The organism is Spirochaetaceae bacterium, from assembly GCA_009784515.1.
GTDB lineage: Bacteria > Spirochaetota > Spirochaetia > WRBN01 > WRBN01 > WRBN01.
On record WRBN01000038.1, the window covers coordinates 1 to 16,787 of the forward strand.

Annotated in this window: 22 protein-coding genes; 16 read left to right on the plus strand and 6 right to left on the minus strand. The window is 39.8% G+C overall.

The window, feature by feature from the left end:
- A partial coding sequence (locus FWE37_05410; protein MCL2520421.1) for a hypothetical protein occupies positions 1–318 on the plus strand: 318 nt, incomplete at its 5' end.
- Between the two features lie 38 nt (positions 319–356).
- Here FWE37_05410 and FWE37_05415 read toward each other — a convergent pair.
- The gene (locus FWE37_05415; GenBank protein ID MCL2520422.1) at positions 357–1,283 is read right to left on the minus strand and encodes a hypothetical protein; all 927 of its coding nucleotides are present in this window, start codon (positions 1,281–1,283) and stop codon (positions 357–359) included.
- Between the two features lie 210 nt (positions 1,284–1,493).
- Between FWE37_05415 and FWE37_05420 the strand changes: the two genes are divergently transcribed.
- The 8 genes from FWE37_05420 (at position 1,494) to FWE37_05455 (ending at position 7,706) form a co-directional block, all read left to right on the plus strand.
- The gene (locus FWE37_05420; GenBank protein MCL2520423.1) at positions 1,494–2,042 is read left to right on the plus strand and encodes a CarD family transcriptional regulator; all 549 of its coding nucleotides are present in this window, start codon (positions 1,494–1,496) and stop codon (positions 2,040–2,042) included.
- 7 nt (positions 2,043–2,049) lie between these two features.
- A complete protein-coding gene (gene ispF, locus FWE37_05425) occupies positions 2,050–2,535 on the plus strand; it encodes a 2-C-methyl-D-erythritol 2,4-cyclodiphosphate synthase (GenBank protein ID MCL2520424.1) in 486 nt (161 codons plus the stop codon).
- A complete protein-coding gene (locus FWE37_05430; GenBank protein ID MCL2520425.1) occupies positions 2,525–2,983 on the plus strand; it encodes a hypothetical protein in 459 nt (152 codons plus the stop codon). The genes ispF and FWE37_05430 overlap by 11 nt, the downstream gene beginning before the upstream one ends.
- Before the next feature lie 247 nt (positions 2,984–3,230).
- Positions 3,231–4,367, plus strand: a complete 1,137-nt coding sequence (locus FWE37_05435) for an ABC transporter ATP-binding protein (protein ID MCL2520426.1) — start codon at positions 3,231–3,233, stop codon at positions 4,365–4,367.
- The gene (locus FWE37_05440; GenBank protein MCL2520427.1) at positions 4,360–5,220 is read left to right on the plus strand and encodes an ABC transporter permease; all 861 of its coding nucleotides are present in this window, start codon (positions 4,360–4,362) and stop codon (positions 5,218–5,220) included. The genes FWE37_05435 and FWE37_05440 overlap by 8 nt, the downstream gene beginning before the upstream one ends.
- A complete protein-coding gene (locus tag FWE37_05445) occupies positions 5,204–5,998 on the plus strand; it encodes an ABC transporter permease (protein ID MCL2520428.1) in 795 nt (264 codons plus the stop codon). The genes FWE37_05440 and FWE37_05445 overlap by 17 nt, the downstream gene beginning before the upstream one ends.
- A gap of 100 nt (positions 5,999–6,098) precedes the next feature.
- Positions 6,099–6,656, plus strand: coding sequence for a Uma2 family endonuclease (locus FWE37_05450; GenBank protein ID MCL2520429.1), 558 nt, complete (start codon positions 6,099–6,101; stop codon positions 6,654–6,656).
- A gap of 33 nt (positions 6,657–6,689) precedes the next feature.
- Entirely contained in the window at positions 6,690–7,706 is a 1,017-nt protein-coding gene (locus FWE37_05455) for an extracellular solute-binding protein (protein MCL2520430.1), read from the plus strand.
- A 115-nt stretch (positions 7,707–7,821) separates the two neighbouring features.
- Here FWE37_05455 and queA read toward each other — a convergent pair whose 3' ends face one another.
- A complete protein-coding gene (gene queA / locus FWE37_05460; GenBank protein MCL2520431.1) occupies positions 7,822–8,841 on the minus strand; it encodes a tRNA preQ1(34) S-adenosylmethionine ribosyltransferase-isomerase QueA in 1,020 nt (339 codons plus the stop codon).
- 111 nt (positions 8,842–8,952) lie between these two features.
- On the opposite strand from queA, the gene FWE37_05465 reads away from it, so the two are divergent.
- Positions 8,953–9,726, plus strand: coding sequence for a YmdB family metallophosphoesterase (locus FWE37_05465; GenBank protein ID MCL2520432.1), 774 nt, complete (start codon positions 8,953–8,955; stop codon positions 9,724–9,726).
- Here the strand turns inward: FWE37_05465 and FWE37_05470 are convergent, their stop codons facing one another.
- A complete protein-coding gene (locus FWE37_05470; GenBank protein MCL2520433.1) occupies positions 9,727–11,040 on the minus strand; it encodes an OST3/OST6 family protein in 1,314 nt (437 codons plus the stop codon).
- A 56-nt stretch (positions 11,041–11,096) separates the two neighbouring features.
- A complete protein-coding gene (locus FWE37_05475; GenBank protein ID MCL2520434.1) occupies positions 11,097–11,240 on the minus strand; it encodes a hypothetical protein in 144 nt (47 codons plus the stop codon).
- A gap of 250 nt (positions 11,241–11,490) precedes the next feature.
- Here FWE37_05475 and FWE37_05480 point away from each other — a divergent pair, with 250 nt between their 5' ends.
- A complete protein-coding gene (locus FWE37_05480) occupies positions 11,491–11,847 on the plus strand; it encodes a hypothetical protein (protein MCL2520435.1) in 357 nt (118 codons plus the stop codon).
- On the opposite strand, the gene FWE37_05485 is transcribed toward FWE37_05480, so the two are convergent.
- Positions 11,831–12,409: a hypothetical protein gene (locus FWE37_05485; GenBank protein MCL2520436.1), complete on the minus strand. Its 579-nt coding sequence runs from the start codon at positions 12,407–12,409 to the stop codon at positions 11,831–11,833. The genes FWE37_05480 and FWE37_05485 overlap by 17 nt on opposite strands.
- A gap of 19 nt (positions 12,410–12,428) precedes the next feature.
- Here FWE37_05485 and nagA point away from each other — a divergent pair, with 19 nt between their 5' ends.
- Both nagA and FWE37_05495 read left to right on the plus strand, forming a co-directional pair.
- Complete coding sequence (gene nagA / locus FWE37_05490) at positions 12,429–13,610, plus strand: N-acetylglucosamine-6-phosphate deacetylase (protein ID MCL2520437.1); 1,182 nt, start codon at positions 12,429–12,431, stop codon at positions 13,608–13,610.
- Positions 13,611–13,622: 12 nt separating this feature from the next.
- On the plus strand, positions 13,623–13,982 hold the full coding sequence (locus tag FWE37_05495) for a hypothetical protein (protein MCL2520438.1): 360 nt from the start codon (positions 13,623–13,625) through the stop codon (positions 13,980–13,982).
- A gap of 46 nt (positions 13,983–14,028) precedes the next feature.
- Here FWE37_05495 and FWE37_05500 read toward each other — a convergent pair whose 3' ends face one another.
- Positions 14,029–14,781 (minus strand): Bax inhibitor-1/YccA family protein, encoded by a 753-nt coding sequence (locus FWE37_05500; protein ID MCL2520439.1) that lies wholly within the window; start codon positions 14,779–14,781, stop codon positions 14,029–14,031.
- A gap of 193 nt (positions 14,782–14,974) precedes the next feature.
- Between FWE37_05500 and FWE37_05505 the strand changes: the two genes are divergently transcribed.
- The 3 genes from FWE37_05505 to FWE37_05515 form a co-directional block, all read left to right on the plus strand.
- On the plus strand, positions 14,975–15,373 hold the full coding sequence (locus tag FWE37_05505) for a tetratricopeptide repeat protein (protein ID MCL2520440.1): 399 nt from the start codon (positions 14,975–14,977) through the stop codon (positions 15,371–15,373).
- Positions 15,374–15,407: 34 nt separating this feature from the next.
- Positions 15,408–16,136 carry a hypothetical protein gene (locus tag FWE37_05510; GenBank protein MCL2520441.1) on the plus strand — a complete coding sequence of 243 codons (729 nt, stop codon included), beginning with the start codon at positions 15,408–15,410 and terminating at the stop codon, positions 16,134–16,136.
- Positions 16,137–16,191: 55 nt separating this feature from the next.
- On the plus strand, positions 16,192–16,787 hold a 596-nt coding region (locus tag FWE37_05515; protein MCL2520442.1), incomplete at its 3' end, for a hypothetical protein.

Here is a 16,787-nt window from a genome sequence, read left to right on the forward strand (position 1 = left end):
GTATTTAGTTACGTTAGAAGAGATTTTTTAACGGCAGAGGAAAGTCGTGATGAGTTCAATAACCACCACAGGCTTGGTAATAATCCGCCCACTACGACTACCAGTCTTGAAGATGAACATTTCGACGGCCGTTACCACTATACTATAATTGAAGGTATAGTGGAAAGTGTAAGGCACTTTATTTTAGCCGATGGCAGAGGGCAGTTTTTATACAATTCCAGTAATAGGTTGGTTTACCCGGTAGATGCTAATAATAACCCTTTAGCTAATACCATTAGCTGGCGTGGTATTAGAATTAGTGGCAGAAGGAGAGGTTAAATTTTAATTAACAACCTGTACCTTAAAGGTACAGGTTGTTATTGCCCCATAAAGCCATCTAATCGAATATTAGAACGAAAGCCAATAATATTTTGTTCTGTCAACACTATTCTTCCCCCCACTCCAATAGCCATTAAATAAGCATTGTTACTTACATCAAGGCTTGTTACTCCAGTTCCTATTATATTAATAGAAATTAATTCAGAATTATTATTTATATCAATATGAATTAATCTAGAATTACTACTCACATCAAGATGAGCTAAATTTATATTATGGCTTACATCAAGGCTGCTTAAACTATTCCAGTTTACACTAAGACTAGTTAAATTAGAAAGAGTGCTTATATCAAGATAAGCCAGATAATTCCAACCCAGCACAATATGTGTTAGATTAGGATTATAACCAAAATGAATACTGGTAAGTGAGTTACGAAGTGCCCCAATTGAAACTAAATTACTATTATTACTTACATCTATAGTTTCTAAATTATTAGAACTTACACCAATAATTTTTAAATTTATATTTTTATTTACGCATAAATTTGCTAATCGATTTCCGCCCATATTTATATTTATTAAATTAACATTGCCGCTTATATCTATATAATCTACAAGATTATTCTCTATTGACAGATTAGTTAGATTAGTTAGATTAGTTAAATTAGTCAGACTAGTTAATCTATTAAATCCTAAATTAAGGTGAGTTAATCCTATTAAGTATTCAATTCCAGTAGCATCGCCAATACCTCGACTTATAGCATTAAAAATTTCCACTCTAGCTAGTCTATCACTCAACGCCTGCCCAGTAAGGCTAGCGTCCCTTCCTAATACCTCCGCCACCACTCTTCTCAAATTCTCATCTGGGAACAAACTGGTCAGCGTAGCGTTAGCCGGCACCGGCAAGCCTTGCCCCTGTGCATTTATGGCTATTAGTAATAAAGCTATAGTTAATATTTTTTTCATAGTTTTAGTTTAGCATAGCTTGCGGTTAAAGTAAAGTTAAAATTTAAAAGTTTGGCCTGTGGGTATAACTTTGTGGTAAATATTTGGTAATTATAAATTGGTAGCTACTAGAGGGCGGCTTACCGCCCGTGTTAGACCTTTACTAATTAATAAAAGATAACCTTTAAGGTTATTTGACTATAACAAAATTTTAGCGTATAATGAGTAAAAATGAGTGAAATAAACTTTAAAGTAGGACAAAAAATAGTTTACCCCATGCAAGGCGTAGGCTTAGTTAAAGCTATCGAAGAACGGCTCTTTAAAGGCAAGCTAATGCCTTATTACAACATCTATTTAGAGTCGCTGGATATGACCAACCTTATACCCATAGATAAAGCCGCCGAGTTAGGTATTAGACCTATAGTGCCGGTTGAGGAAGCCGAAAAAGCCCTTAAAATTATCTCGGAAGATTTTGAGCCCTTAAGCGGCGATTGGAAGGCGCGTTACCAAGTAAACCACGATTTACTAAAGCAAGGTAATGTAATAGATATTGCCACTGTGGTTCGCGCTTTGTATCATCGCTCTAAAATTAAAGAGCTGCCTATCCTAGAGCGTAAGCTTTATGACGATGCCCTAAAACTGTTAATAGACGAAATTTCTTACAGTTTAGGTAAAAAGAAAAGCGAAGTAGAAGAAATAATTTTTAGTAAGCTGGAGCCCGCCGAAATTTTGCTTAACGATGATTGGCAAAATGAAGACGACTTTGATGACGAAGAGTAATTAAAAAATGCAGCGAATTGGGCTTGGTAACGATACGCACCGCCTAATAAAGGGGCGGCCTTTAATTATTGGCGGCATACATATCCCCTTTAAAAAAGGCAGCCTTGCTCATAGCGATGGCGATGTTTTATTGCATGCCTTAATAGATGCCTTGTTAGGAGCCTTAGCTTTAGGTGATATTGGCGAATTATTTCCCAATACCGACAGTAACCTTAAAGATATAAGCAGCGTAAATTTATTAAATAAAGTCCTTAGCTTGCCCGCTTTAAAAAATAGCGTTATTAATAATGTTGATTGTATCATCGAGCTCCAAGAACCAAAGCTTAGCCCTTACAAAGAAGCTATTAAAAAAAATTTGGCCGCTTTACTTAATTTACCTTTAACGGCAGTATCGGTTAAAGCCAAAACCGGCGAAAAATTAGATGCCGTAGGCAAAGGTAAAGCCATAAAAGCCTTAGTGGCCGTACAGGTGGTTTTATTGTATGAAAAATAATCCTAAGGTAAAACGTGCCCGCAATAAAAACCATTTATTATTTTACACCCCGCTCCGCAATGCTGTAGGATACTTTACGCCGCTGTTGGCCTTTATCCTTACCTTACCGGCCGTTATGGAGCAAGTTACCTTTGAAGAACTATTTATTTTTACCTTTGCCTTTTTTTTAGTAGCTTCGTTTTGTTTAACGGCTGTTATTCGGCCGCGTTTACGCCTGAGTAACTCGCATATTTTAATTTATCATTTAAAACGCGGACAAGTTACCAATATCTTTTTAAACAATATTAAATACCTTGCCATAAAAAAACAACGATTAATTATTGTAACTAAAAACGAATTAAATATAACTTTACCGGTTATCAGCAAAAAAAATAAAAAAATATTAGAAGAGCAGCTAACTAAAGCCAATATAGAAATATTAAATTTAAATAGAATAACTGATAATTAAGAATTAAGAAGTAAAAATTAAGGATTGAAAAATAAAATTTTTTACTTCTTAATTTTTATTTCTTAATTTTTAAGTTTTTTTTCAAAAACTATTGACATAACCGCATAAAAAAACTATGGTCATTATTAAAAAGTAAGCCCTAAAAAACAAAGATTCTTTGGTAATAAAGCTTGCTCTTTTATTAACTTAAAAGCTAGCCGCTAAAGCTGCTAATTTTATGATGTTTTTAACAGGAGAAGATACGGCATTGAAAGGAAGCGTTATTACTATTCAAAATGTCAGTAAGCATTTTGATGATTTTACGGCATTAGATAATGTTTCGCTCGAAATTAAAGCGGGCGAGTTTTTTTCTTTATTAGGCCCCTCCGGCTGCGGTAAAACTACGTTACTGCGCATGATTGGCGGTTTTGATAGCCCCACCAGCGGCGCTATCTACCTTGATGGTAAAAATTTAATAAGCCTGCCCGCCAATAAACGGCCCATTAACACCGTTTTTCAAAATTATGCTCTTTTTCCTCACCTTTCGGTGTACGAAAATATCGCCTTTCCGCTGCGTATGCGTAAAGAGAGCAACCAAATTATTAAAAGCAAAGTTGGCAAATACCTCGAGATGGTGCAGCTAACCGGCAAAGAAAATAGCAAGCCTAGCCAGTTATCGGGCGGGCAAAAGCAGCGTGTTTCCATTGCCCGGGCCTTAATCAGTGAACCTTCGGTGCTATTGCTTGATGAACCGCTTAGCGCCCTTGATGCCAAGCTGCGCCATAAAATGCTTATCGACCTTGATACTTTGCACGACCAAATTGGCATTACTTTTATTTTTGTAACCCACGACCAATCGGAGGCGTTGTCGGTCTCCGACCGCGTAGCGGTAATGAATCAGGGTGTGGTGCAGCAAATAGCCCCGCCGATGGAAATTTACGAACGGCCGGCCAACAGTTTTGTAGCCAGCTTTATCGGCGAAACCAATATTTTTAATTGCCGGGTTACCGCAGTAAACGATTTAATGGTTACCACACAGCACGAAGCGCTCGGCGAAATTAAAGTAACGGCTTACGCCGACGAACTGCCTAAGGTAGGTGATACCGTTAATATTAGCGTGCGTCCCGAAAAAATTAGGGCCGAACTATCTAACCCCAGCGGCAAAAAAGATATTAGTAAATATAATATTTTTCATGGCAAAGTACAAGACTTTATTTACACCGGCAGCGAAAGCCGCTGTTACATTAAACCCGATAAAGGCGATAAAATTATTAAAGTACTTAAGCCGCACTTACACTACCAAGAAGACGACGAACCGGAGGTAAGCTGGAGCGATGAGGTATATTTTTGGTGGCAAGCCAACGATGGTTATATAGTTGATATTACGGAGAAAGGTAATGCGTAAAAAATACGGCCTGTTATATAGCTCGCCCATTTTAATTTTTATGTCGCTCTTTTTTGTGGTACCGCTGCTCATTATTTTTTTATACAGCTTTCGTACCAATATGGTAGGCTCACCCACCAGCTATGGGCTAGATGCCTACCGTACCCTCTTTAGCCGCGACTTTATCTTAACCACCCTTAATACTTTGCGTATAAGTATTATTGCGGTAGCTATCGCTCTTTTTATTGCCTTGCCTTGCGCTTACTTTATGGTACGCAGCAGTAAAAAAACTTTACTGCTCTTTATCATTATTATCCCCTTTTGGACTAACTTTATTGTGCGCGTTTTTGCATGGCGGGCCATATTAGAGAGTAATGGCTTTATTAATATGCTTTTAGAGCGTTTAGGATTAATCAGCGAGCCTATTATCTTTTTATACAACCCGGTTGCTTTAATGGTAGTACTAGCCTATACTTATTTACCTTTAATGATATTGCCGCTTTACAGCACCATCGATAAATTTGATTTTTCGCTGCTGGAAGCCGCACGCGATTTAGGGTGCAGCCACAAAGCCGCCCTGCGTAAAATTATGATACCTAACATTATGCCCGGTATTTATGCCGCCATCTTATTTGCTTTTATGCCTATTTTTGGCAACTATATTGTGCCGGAGATGATTGGCGGCGGCCGCGAAGGCACCTTTATGTTAGGCCAGCGCGTGGCCAATGCCTTTTTCCGTGACCGTAACTGGGCGATACCATCGGCCTTTACCACCCTACTCTCCGGCGCAATGATGCTGGGAATTATCGCTTACAAACTTTGGCCGCATTTAACTAAAAAAGTAAAGGGGGTAACCAATGGCCGCAACACTTAGCACACCACGCGCTAAATTTTCGCGCATTATTTTTATTTTAACCGCTATCTTTTTACTGTTGCCTTTAGTTATTTTAGTAGCCACCAGCTTTAACGATGGCCGTAATAGCTGGACTTTTTTTAGCCTGCGCTGGTACCGTATTTTATTTACCAGCCGCCCCTTTTTGTGGGAGGCCTTTTTTAATAGTATTATTGTGGCCCTTATCTCGGCGGCTATTGCCACCATTATCGGCACAGCGGCAGCTATTGCCATTAATTGGTATAAATTTAAATTAAAAACTTATGTGCAGTCTGTAAACTTAATTGCTTTAGTTATGCCCGATATTGTCATCGGTTTAAGCCTTGCCATTTTATTTAGCTCGATGAGTTTAAATTTGGGGCTTTTTAACATTATTTTGGCGCACATTAGTTTTTGTATCCCCTTTGTAACCCTAATTGTGCTGGCGCGACTGGCCGAGTTTGATGTTAATTTATTAGAAGCCGCCGATGATTTGGGGGCTAACGAATGGCAAACTTTAAGCCGCGTTATTTTACCAATGATGGTGCCGGCGATTATTGCCAGTTTTATTACCGCCGTAACCTTAAGCCTTGAAGATTTTGTCGTAACCAGTTTTGTAGGGGCCGTTGGCAGTACCACTTTACCGGTGGCTATTAACAATGCTATTCGGCGCGACCCCGATGCCAACGTGGTTTATGCCCTATCGGTTATTATGATTGGCGGCACTATCTTATTGGCCTTTTGCAGTAAACGTTTTTTAAAACAATTAGTACAAAGGTGATTAACTGAAAGTTGAGAGTTGAAAACTGAAAATTATTTGCCATTGCGAGCCGCTTCTGCGCGGCACGGCAATCTAATAAAATTGAAGAGGGAGTAAGTTGATGAACGAAGTTATGCAATCAAAATATTTAACTGTAGAAGATTATTACAATTTACCCTACAAGGAAACTGCACGCAGCGAGCTAGAGCAAGGGTTGCTGCTTATGTCGCCCTCACCCAGCGGGAAACATCAACAAATATATTTTGGACTTGGCCGGCAGCTTCAGAATTATTTTGATAATAAAAGTTGTGTTGTTTTACCCGATTACGATGTACAGCTTTTTGAAGACGAAGATACTATTTATCAGCCCGATTTACTGGTACTATGCGATTTAAGCAAATATACCGACCAACGGATAATTGGCGCCCCCGATTTTATTATCGAGGTAGCTTCACCCGGTAGCGAAAAGAATGATTTAGGCAAAAAACGCCTTAATTACGAACGGGCCGGCGTAAAAGAGTATTGGGTAGTGCGTAATCCTTATTTAGTACACGTTTATTTACTCAATGATGGTAAATACACCGAAACCGTTTACCGTAACGAACAAATTATTAAAACCACCGTATTTGCCGATTTAGCAATCGATTTTATACCGCTACAAAATTTACGTTTTATTTAAAATTAAACTATATTTTATCGATAGGATTAAAAAATGAAAAAATTATTTATTTTATTTTTGGTAGCCTTTTTAGTCAGCTGCGGCGGCGGAGAAAGGCTTAACCTTTACAACTGGAGCTATTACATTCCCTTTGAAACTCTAGCCCAGTTTGAGCGTGAATATGGGGTGCGTATTAACCTTGATACGTACGACAGTAACGAAATGATGTACGCCCGCATAGCCGCCGGCAATGCCGGATTTGATATTGTCGTGCCTTCGGCCGATTTTACCGGTATTATGATAAGGCAAAATATGTTACAGCCTATTAATCACGAATGGCTGCCCAACTTTAACGGGATTAGCCCAAGCGTTATCGCCCAAATGCAAAGTTTCGACCCCGGCAACCGTTTTGCCGTGCCCTACTTTCAGGGAGCTACCGGCATTCACGTTAATACCAACTTTGTGCCCAACTTTGAAGAAAGCTGGTCTATCTTTAACCGCAGCGACCTGCGTAACCGTATGACTATGCTTAACGACCCGCGCGAAACGTTAGGAGCAGCTTTATTAAGTTTGGGCCTCAACGTAAATACCACCATTCCCAGCGAAATTACCGCTGCCCGCGATGTTGTTATGGGCTGGCGGCAAAACCTGCTAAAATTTGACAGCGAAACCTTTGGCAAAGATTTTGCCAGCCGCAGCACTTGGGTGGCGCACGGTTACGCCGAAGTGGTAATGAAAGAAATTGAAGGCGAAACCGGCATTGCCCACACCTTTTTTATCCCGCAAGAGGGTTCGGTGTTGTATCTGGATAGTTTGGTTATTTTACGGCAGTCGCAGCGTGCCGAACTAGCCCATCAATTTATGAACTTTTTACTAAGGCCCGATGTGCACGCTTTTATTGCCGATTACTTTTTTTACCCCGCTATTATCCCAGCCGCCAATAACTTGCGCACCACCGTGCCGCCTTACACCATAGAAGAAGCTTTGGCCAAAGGTAGCCAGCTTAAATTAGATGTTGGCGAGGCTATTACTTTGTACAATGAAGCATGGAACCAAATATTGGCCAATTAAAATACAAATTAATCTCCCTTTGCTGACACTAAGCTTGCAAATTGTATGGTAGTGGAAAAACCACCCTCTTTTTTGGGGGTGGTTTTAATTTTATCTTCAACCTAACCAAAAACCCTTATTTAATTAACATACAGTCGCCGTAGCTAAAAAATTTATATTGCTGCTCAATCGCTTCGCGGTAACCTTGCATAATTAAATCTTTCCCGGTAAAACATTGCACTAAGGCCAATAAAGTGCTTTCGGGGGTGTGAAAGTTGGTGAATAAAGCTTTAACTATTTTAAATTTATAATCGCCATAAATAAAAATATTGGTACTTTGGTTTCCGGCCTCTACGAAACCTTCGGGATTAGCAGCGCTTTCCAGCAGCCTTAAGCTGGTGGTACCAACGGCCACAATCGGCCGGCCTTCTTTAATGGCTTTATTGATGGCGGCGGCAGCTTCAGGACTAATTTCGTAATTTTCGCTGTGCATTTTATGATTGGTAATATTTTCTTCGCGGATAGGAGCAAACGTACCCAGCCCCACGTGTAAAGTTACAAAGGCTTGCTCAAAACCGTTAGCGGTAAGTTGGGTTAATATTTCGGGAGTAAAATGCAGACCGGCGGTGGGAGCAGCGGCGCTGCCCAACTTATCGGCATAAACAGTTTGATACCGCTCTGCATCACTTTTACTATCTTGCCGCTTAATATAAGGCGGCAGTGGTATATGTCCATAATTTTCTAAATAGTCATCTGTTAAATTATCAAATTGCACCAGCTTTAAGCCGGCGTCTTCTTCGGCAATGATTTGCCCCGTAACACCGCCTTCAAAGGTGTAGCTTTGACCAAGCTTTTGCCGGTTAGCTTTACTTACTAAACATAACCAACTATTATTCAATCTTTTTTGCAATAACAAAAATTCTATTTGTGCACCGTTAGCGCTTTGGCCAAAAAGGCGACCCTTGCGTACTTTACTATTATTAAATACTAATAAAGATTTAGCGGGCAAACAAGTTACTAAATTATTAAAATGATTATGTTGTAACAGTTTATTAGCACGGTCCACCACCAGCATACGGTCATCACCACGTTTATCACTGGGTTGATTGGCTATAAGATGTGCCGGCAGGTCAAAAAAAAGTTCACTTTTATTCATAGTTTACTATAGCATAAATAAAGATTTAGTGAAACCATCATTTAAATAATTTTTAATTTTTAATTTTCAATTTTCAATTTTCAATCTTTAATAAATATGTTATGCTGCCTTATGCGTATTTTATTTTTGGGCGAAATTATTAGTAAAAGCGGCTTAGAGGTTGTTAAAAAATTATTGCCAGATTTAAAAAGTGAATATAACATAAATTTAACCTTAGCGGCAGCTAATGCCGTAAGTTACGGTTATGGTCTTACCAAAAACCACGCCTTGTACTTGCGTAAGCTGGGCATAAATATTTTACTGGGGAACGAGGCCATTTTTTATCGCCAAGAGCTAGAGCTTAGCACTTTAGGTTTTGTGTTGCGGCCGGCCAATTTGCCGGCTAAAGCTACCGGGCGCGGTTATTTAATCCATAATGTAGATGGAGTAAAGATAGGCGTCATTAATATGCTGGGTATGGTTGGTTACAACCGTACGCATGCCAATAATCCCTTTCCTTATGCTAATGATTTAATTACCAATAAATTAAAAGAAAATAATTTTAATATATTAATTTTTCATAGCTTAGCCACCGCCGAAAAACAAACTATGGGGCACCTGCTGGCCGGCAGCGCCGCCGCCGTTATTGGTTACGGCACGCGCGCTCTTAGCGCCGATGGCGGTTTAATTGATAGTACGGCTTATATTAGCGATTGCGGCCGCATTGGCAGCCGGCATTCGGCGGCGGGGTTTGATGCCGAACTTAGCGCCGAAAAATTTATTACAGCCCGCCCGCTGCGCAATAAAGAGGCCACTTTGCAACCCGAGCTTAACGCTGTAGTGCTGGAGGTAAATGCCGAAGGCAAAGCCACCGGCCTAACCACAATTAGACGGGCGCTGGAGTAATTATTCATCGCCTTTATTTTGCTGGGTTTGCTGCCATTTAGCTAAGTTCTCCTGTTGTTCGCGCTTTTTACGGCGGCGCTCGGCTTTGCCTTTGTTTAAAAGCTCTTCGTCGTATTCTTTTATCACCGTAACGGCATCATACTTTAGATAAACAATAAGTTCGTATTTATCGTTTAAATTATTATAAGCCAGCACATCGGCTCTTTCGTTGCTAACATATTCCTTTGTGTAGTAGTCGCTGGCTTTATCGCCGCTGTAGCCTTCTTTAAGAACATTTTTGTCGCCTTTACCGTTAAGGCAGGTTTCTATTAATATACGTTTAGCCACCGCCGTCATCTTTAGGTTGGTAAGTATAACCGTTGTCATCTTATCGGAGTTAGTTGCGGCATCTTCCTGCTTTTCGGCCGCGCTTAAACGCTCGTTATGTTGCCGCTTGGCCTCTTTGGTTTGTTCTTTTTCTTGTTTACTTTGGTACTTTATTTTAAATAAGCCTTTATTAACCAACGTAAAAGTAAAAATATTTAAAAACATTATTATGCCTACAAAAATATCCAGATTAGCTGTTCCATCAAACCAGCGGCGTACCATAACAGCAAGCATAACCATAAGAAAGGCTACAAAATAAGAAAATTTAGTGGCTTTTTTATGAGATAATACAAAAGGCAGCCAATAATAGCCGCCTTCGGCGCCAAACAAACTTAACCAAACGATAACGGCGGCCGTTGTAGCCCACAAATTTTTAAGGTAAAAGCCGGTTATCATCAGCGGTACCGCAAAAAAGACCCAGCCGCCGGGTTGCAGAACCGGCTGGGGAAAATCAAACGTATGATTGATGGTAAGTGAAAAAGTTATAAAAAGAGAGATAGCAAAGAGAACCAGCCTAATATCTCTTTTTTGTATTTTTAGTTTTTGCCGGTAAGCAGTCGTTAAAATGTCTTTATCTTCTAAAATAAAAAGATAGCCGCTAAGATAGGTGACTACCACTATAACTATAGTATTTACATTTATATCTAAAAGAATATTCTTAACTATAATACTAACTAAAATTAAAGTAAAAGCGATATGGTACCGCTTTAAGGCTTTGTCTCTAAGGGCTAACACAAAAGGCAGCCAAAACAGACCACCATTAGGCCCAAAAGCAAAAACCCAGCCGATAGCAATGGCGGTAACCAACCATAACTTATTAAAATAAAGGCTAGCTATAAAAACCGGCACTAACACCATTTGCCAATCGGCGCCTAAATAAATAATACAAGCTGTAAAAAAAGTTATTATCAGCAATAAAATTAAGTAAATGGCTAATTTATAGTTCATAACCATATTTTACTACAAATAGTTAAATATTGAAAGTAAAAAAGGATAATTTTTTATTAATTTCTTGGTAAATTAGGAGTTTGCAGCATCCAGCCATCACCTTTACCCGCATTAAAGCGCGGTTCGCGGCTTAACTCTTCGGCGCCTAATACCCCGGCAGTTAATAAAGCCAGCACTAAAACAGCTATTAATTTTTTCATAAACAATCCTTCCTTATTTGTTTTTAATTTTTTTATTGTAACACAGTTGTTTTATTAAAGCAAGTGATATTGGGTACAATTTTAAAAATTAGGTGCTTTTTAAGGCCGATATTAGGTTTTTAACAATTTTCTTAATAATTTAACCATAATCTTAAGTATTAAACGGTTTTTATGATTAATTAATTTTTTATTTTTAACGAAAAATGAAGTAAGGTATTTTTAATTTTAAAGAGAAGGAGAAATTTTTTTTATGGAAGAGAAAAAAAGATTTAATTACAAGGTGGTAGCTCAGCCCGTTAAAATAGAGCAGCCGCAATTAGACATTAAAACTAAAATTGTAGCCGAAAACGAGGATATGGTTACCGTACAGTTTACCATTAACATTATTTACCACGATAATGCCGACGATTACATCTTAGATTACCACATCTACGACCTTAACTACGATGTACAATCTTTTAAGGCTACCGGTTTAAGCCGTCAAACCAGTTTTGATTTAACCTTTAAAGAAGGCGAACACGGCCTAGCTTTTAAAGCCATTTTTACCAACGGCATAGAGGTAGTTAAGGCCTTTAATTTAATTATTGCTCCTAATATAGGTGAGTAATAAGTCCTACACCTAGCTGCTCGTTAAAATAATAAAAATAAAGCCGTTCGTTAAAAAAGAGCGGCTGGCTACGGTAGCTGGTATAAGGGATAACGCTCAGCAAAATATCATCGCTATAATACAGCACAAATAAGTTGCTGGCGCTAACATCATCGTTCGGGCTAGCGGTAAAGGGTAAATTGTTAATATTATAATTGGCATTAAAACTAAAATCGGCCGTTAAAGTGCGGCCGCCGCTTAACCGTGCTACCAGCCGGTAATCGCCGCGCGGCAAGCTGGGTAAAGCATAAACCAGCCTGCCTGCCGCAAAACGGTTATCGCCCACAAAAATTAAGGGCCAATAAATAGTTTTGTGGTATAAGCGAACACTTTCTATCATATTAATAACATCGCGGCCGCTAAAAACGGCTTCTACGCTAATAAACTCGCTAATCCCATTTTCATCTTTAAGCACATTAACCTGAAACGAACTGGAGTTAAAACTAACATTTACCGGCTGGCTACAGCCATAAACTATTAGCCAACCTAAAAGCAGCAGTTTAGTAAGCACATTCATCTTCATTTAGGTTATAATAATCGGTATGCAAGCACTTTGTCTACACAATGCCACCATCTTTACCGGTATTACCACCATCGAGGAAGGCTCGCTTATCATTAAAGACGGCCTTATCGACGATGTGGTAAGCAGCGAACGTTTAAAAAGAAAAAAATTACCCAAAAATTGCCGGTTAATCGATTTAAATGGTCATTACATAGCGCCCGGTTTTATCGACACTCACATTCATGGCCTAGCTGGGTACGACACCGCCGGCGGCACGGTGGACGATTTTTTAGGCATAGCCCAACATTTAGTTAAATTTGGGGTAACCAGTTTTTGTCCCACGCTTTACCCGCAGCCCAAAGAGGCTATGCTTAAAGCCATCGACAGCGGCCAGCGAGCCATAGGCCGCGAGAGCGGCGGCGCACGTATTAACGGCTTAAACCTCGAAGGCCCGTTTATCAGTCCTCAGCGGTTAGGAGCGCAGCGGCCCGAAGCCATTTTAGAGGTAGATTTAGCTTTTATGCGCCAAATGTATAAAGCCGGCAAAGGCGCCATCAAAATAATGACTGTAGCCCCCGAGCTTAAAAATATGCGCGAACTGGCTTTATACTGCCTGCGTAAAGGCATTATTTTAGCCGCCGGCCACAGCGATGCTAGCTACGATAATATGCTAGAGGGCGTACAAGCCGGTATTTTTCATTGCACCCACCTTTTTAACGCTATGCGCAAATTACACCACCGCGACCCCGGCCTTGTCGGGGCTATCCTTATTCACGAAGACCTTAGCTGCGAAATTATCGCCGATGGTTTGCATGTACACCCCGCCCTTATAAAAATGTTGCTGCGTGATAAAGATTATAAAAAAGTTTTACTTATTACCGATGCTTTAGCTCCTACCGGCCTTGAAGCTAACCAAAAGCCTTTATTTGCCAATGGCGAAGAGGTTTACTTAGGCCCAGAGGGCCTATGGAGGCAAGTAAAAGACGATGTAATAGCCGGCAGTAATTTAACTATGGATAAAGCCGTCCGCAATATGGTGAGCTGGGGCTACCCTAAAGAGCAAGTACTGCGTATGGCCAGTACCGGCGCCGCTCATTTGTTAAAGCTAAATAACCAAATTGGTTATTTACTGCCCTCGCACCGGGCCGATATTGTAGTGCTAAATAAACAATTACAGGTTAAGCAAAATTATGTCGATGGTAAATTAGTATATAGTAATTAAAAGGAGAGTTTTATGGAAGAAGCAAATAAAGAAAATTTAACACCTGCTATTAAGGTAACCGCTATACCAGAACCGGAACTTAACGTACAAATGGATATTTTGCAAGAATTATCCGACGGCATAACCATTAAATTTACGGTAACTTTATCTTACGAAGAAATGGCCAAAGAGGTATTTATTTTAGATTGTTACAGGTTTACTTTAGATGGTTTTACTATAGCCAATCCCAAAGAAGAAAACACCTTTGTTAGGCTGTTTAAACCGGGCCATTATAAATTAACCTTTATGGCTATTTTTAATGGTGGTTTAAAAATAGATAAAGAATTTGTCTTAAACATTCCTCCGCCTAGCCTTAAACGCCAAGCTAGTTAATAAAAAGGTGCTCACGCACCTTTTAAAAATTTATATGCATCTTTTTCTACCTGCGGTTACCTAAAATACGTATCATAAAAAAGAGTAAGTTAATAAAATCTAGGTACAAAGTTAGCGCTCCCATAATGGCCAGCTTGCGGTAATCTATCTCGACACCCATCGTGCCCTGGCCGGCAGCCCTAGCCATATTTTTAATTTTTTGTACATCGTACGCGGTAAGTAAGGTAAAAACCACCACCCCAATGTAACTAACAATATAATAAATAAAAGGACTGCGCATAAAAAAGTTTATCACGCTAATAATGATAATAGCTAACAGGGCCGAAAAAGCTAAGCGACCAACACCGGTTAAATCTTTTTTGGTAAAAAACCCAAAAAGAGCCGCACTGCCAAAAAAGGCGCTGGCAGCCACAAAAGCCATGTAAACCACATGTAAACCATAAATTAAAGTGTAAAAACTTAAGGTAAAACCCATACTGGCGGCATAAAGCGTAAACATTAACATCGCCGCACCGGTGCTAAGCCTTTGAATAGCTCCCACTAAAAACATAACTAAACCAATTTGAATAACGGCAAACAAAATAAACCCTAAGCTGCTGCCGGCCATTAAGCTAAAAATTTGCATCATTAAGGCATTACCGGCGGGGGTAGCCACCAAATAAAAAGCCACCGCGGCCGTTACCGCTAGGCCAAAAAACATCCATAAAAAAGCCCCGCGAAAAATCGTATTAAAGACGGCAACCCCTTCGCCGTCATCAAAGGTAACATTACGATAGTCTCCATTATTATAGTTAGACATAACACATTCTCCTAATATTAAATTAATAATTAAGAAGTAAAAATTAAAGATTTTTTATCCTACATTCTTAATTTTTACTTCTTACTTTTAACAGTAAGTATAACTTAAAAATGCTTAAATGACTAGCTCTTTTTTGGTTTATTACAGCTTTTTTACTTGACGCATTTTGATATTTAGGCCATTATATAGGTAAATGCGAAAAATTACTTTGCCTGCGTTATTAATATTATTGCTGTACGCCTGCGCCACCGAGCCGCGTACTTTAAACGACATATCCTCTGACTTACCGGTAGAAAGGTATTTTAGATTGGCCCAAGAGGCCGCCGATAGAGGCCGCTTTAACTTGGCCATTTTGTACTACCAAAAAATTTATGAACTTTTTCCTACCGATGTCAGGCGCATTACCGCCGCCGAATACGGTGAGGCTCTTATCCATTTTAGGCTTGGCCGCTTTGATGAAGCCGAAGCTTTATTTAGGGCCATTATCGCCCGTTTTAATAACCCGGTTTTTGGGCCGCGTTTTGGCCCCAACGATAGATGGATTTTAGTGCTCTCCCAAGCCCGGCTGGCCGATATTGAAGCCCGCCGCTAATTTAAAATCTATTTAAGCTGCCGATAATTAAAATATGCCTAAAATTAAAGCCGGCTTATTATTAATTTTACTTATTAATCCCCTCTTTGCCATACAGCAAAGCGGTGAGGTGTTGTTGGGTGATTTTTGGTTCCCGCTCGATTTTTTCCCGCCCGGTACCTTTAATATTATTTACGAAAGCGGTTATGCTAACTTAACGGCCCAACAATTTAATGCCCTAAGCGGAACAAATCAGCAGCTGGCCATTGCCGCCGCTCATATTTTTGAAGAAGCCCGCTTTGTTTTTAGCGGTATTTTATTTGGTTTTACTTATAGTTACACACCCGGCGATATTCGCCGGCAAGTGGCCGAAGAATTTACTTTAACGCCGCGCCAAATTATCCCCATCGGCGACCCGGCCTTGCAAATTATCGAAACCAACCTTGATAATAACACTTTTTATATTCGTATTAGGTATCATAATCTTAACACTTTCTTTTTTGCCAACCGTAATAGCGTTGCTTTACAACGGGGGCAAGGACGTGGTTATGCCAATATTGCCGGCTTTACCGGTGATGAAGCGCGCCTAGCCGCTCTACAAGACAGCGCCCGCGCCGCTCTCGACGGCCATTTGCGCCGCCTGTTACCCACTCGGCCGCTTAGGGTAAGCGGCGAACTTTTTTTAAACGATGTACCGCGTTTAATGATAGAAAGCGGCCGTTATGTTGCCGTAAGCCGCGTAAGCTTTACGGTAAACGAAGTAACTCCGCACCGTATTCATTAGCAGTTGTATCAATTTTAAATAAGTTTTAACCGATAATTTGAGCAGGAGACTAGCTGTGAAAAAATTACCGATAAACGAATTAAAAACCGATGAAATATTAGATGGCGAAATTTATTTAACAGAATCTCATAGCTACCTTATCACTGGGTTTGCCTTGCCTTTTGAAAAAAATACCTTAGAGTTATTACAAAATTGGCAATTTAAAGAACTTTACACCGATGGCAGCGGCGCCGTTATCTCCAGCAAAGCCGGCAGTGTTAGCGGAGCCATTGGTATGTTAGAAAAAGAGGCCAACAACCGAGCCGCCGCCCAAGCTACCTACACCGAACTTTGCAAAAAAGCCGCCGTTATTTACGCCAGCTACATTAATAAAGGTGAGCTTTTAATGAATAATGTGGTAGATTTAATTAAAGAAATTGTTACCTTATTAAAAAAACACAAAGCCTTTATGTTGCGTTTTAACGATTTTGAAGGCCTTTGCAACAACTATTTTATTGCCCACGCCGTAGAAACTACCATTTTAAGTTTAGCACTGGGCGAGGCTTTAAAATTTAACAACCCCAAACTTAACGAATTAGGTTTAGCCGCCTTTTTGCACGAAATTGGTATTTTACGTTTACCGCGCGAAATTCAAAATTCTTTACAAACGAA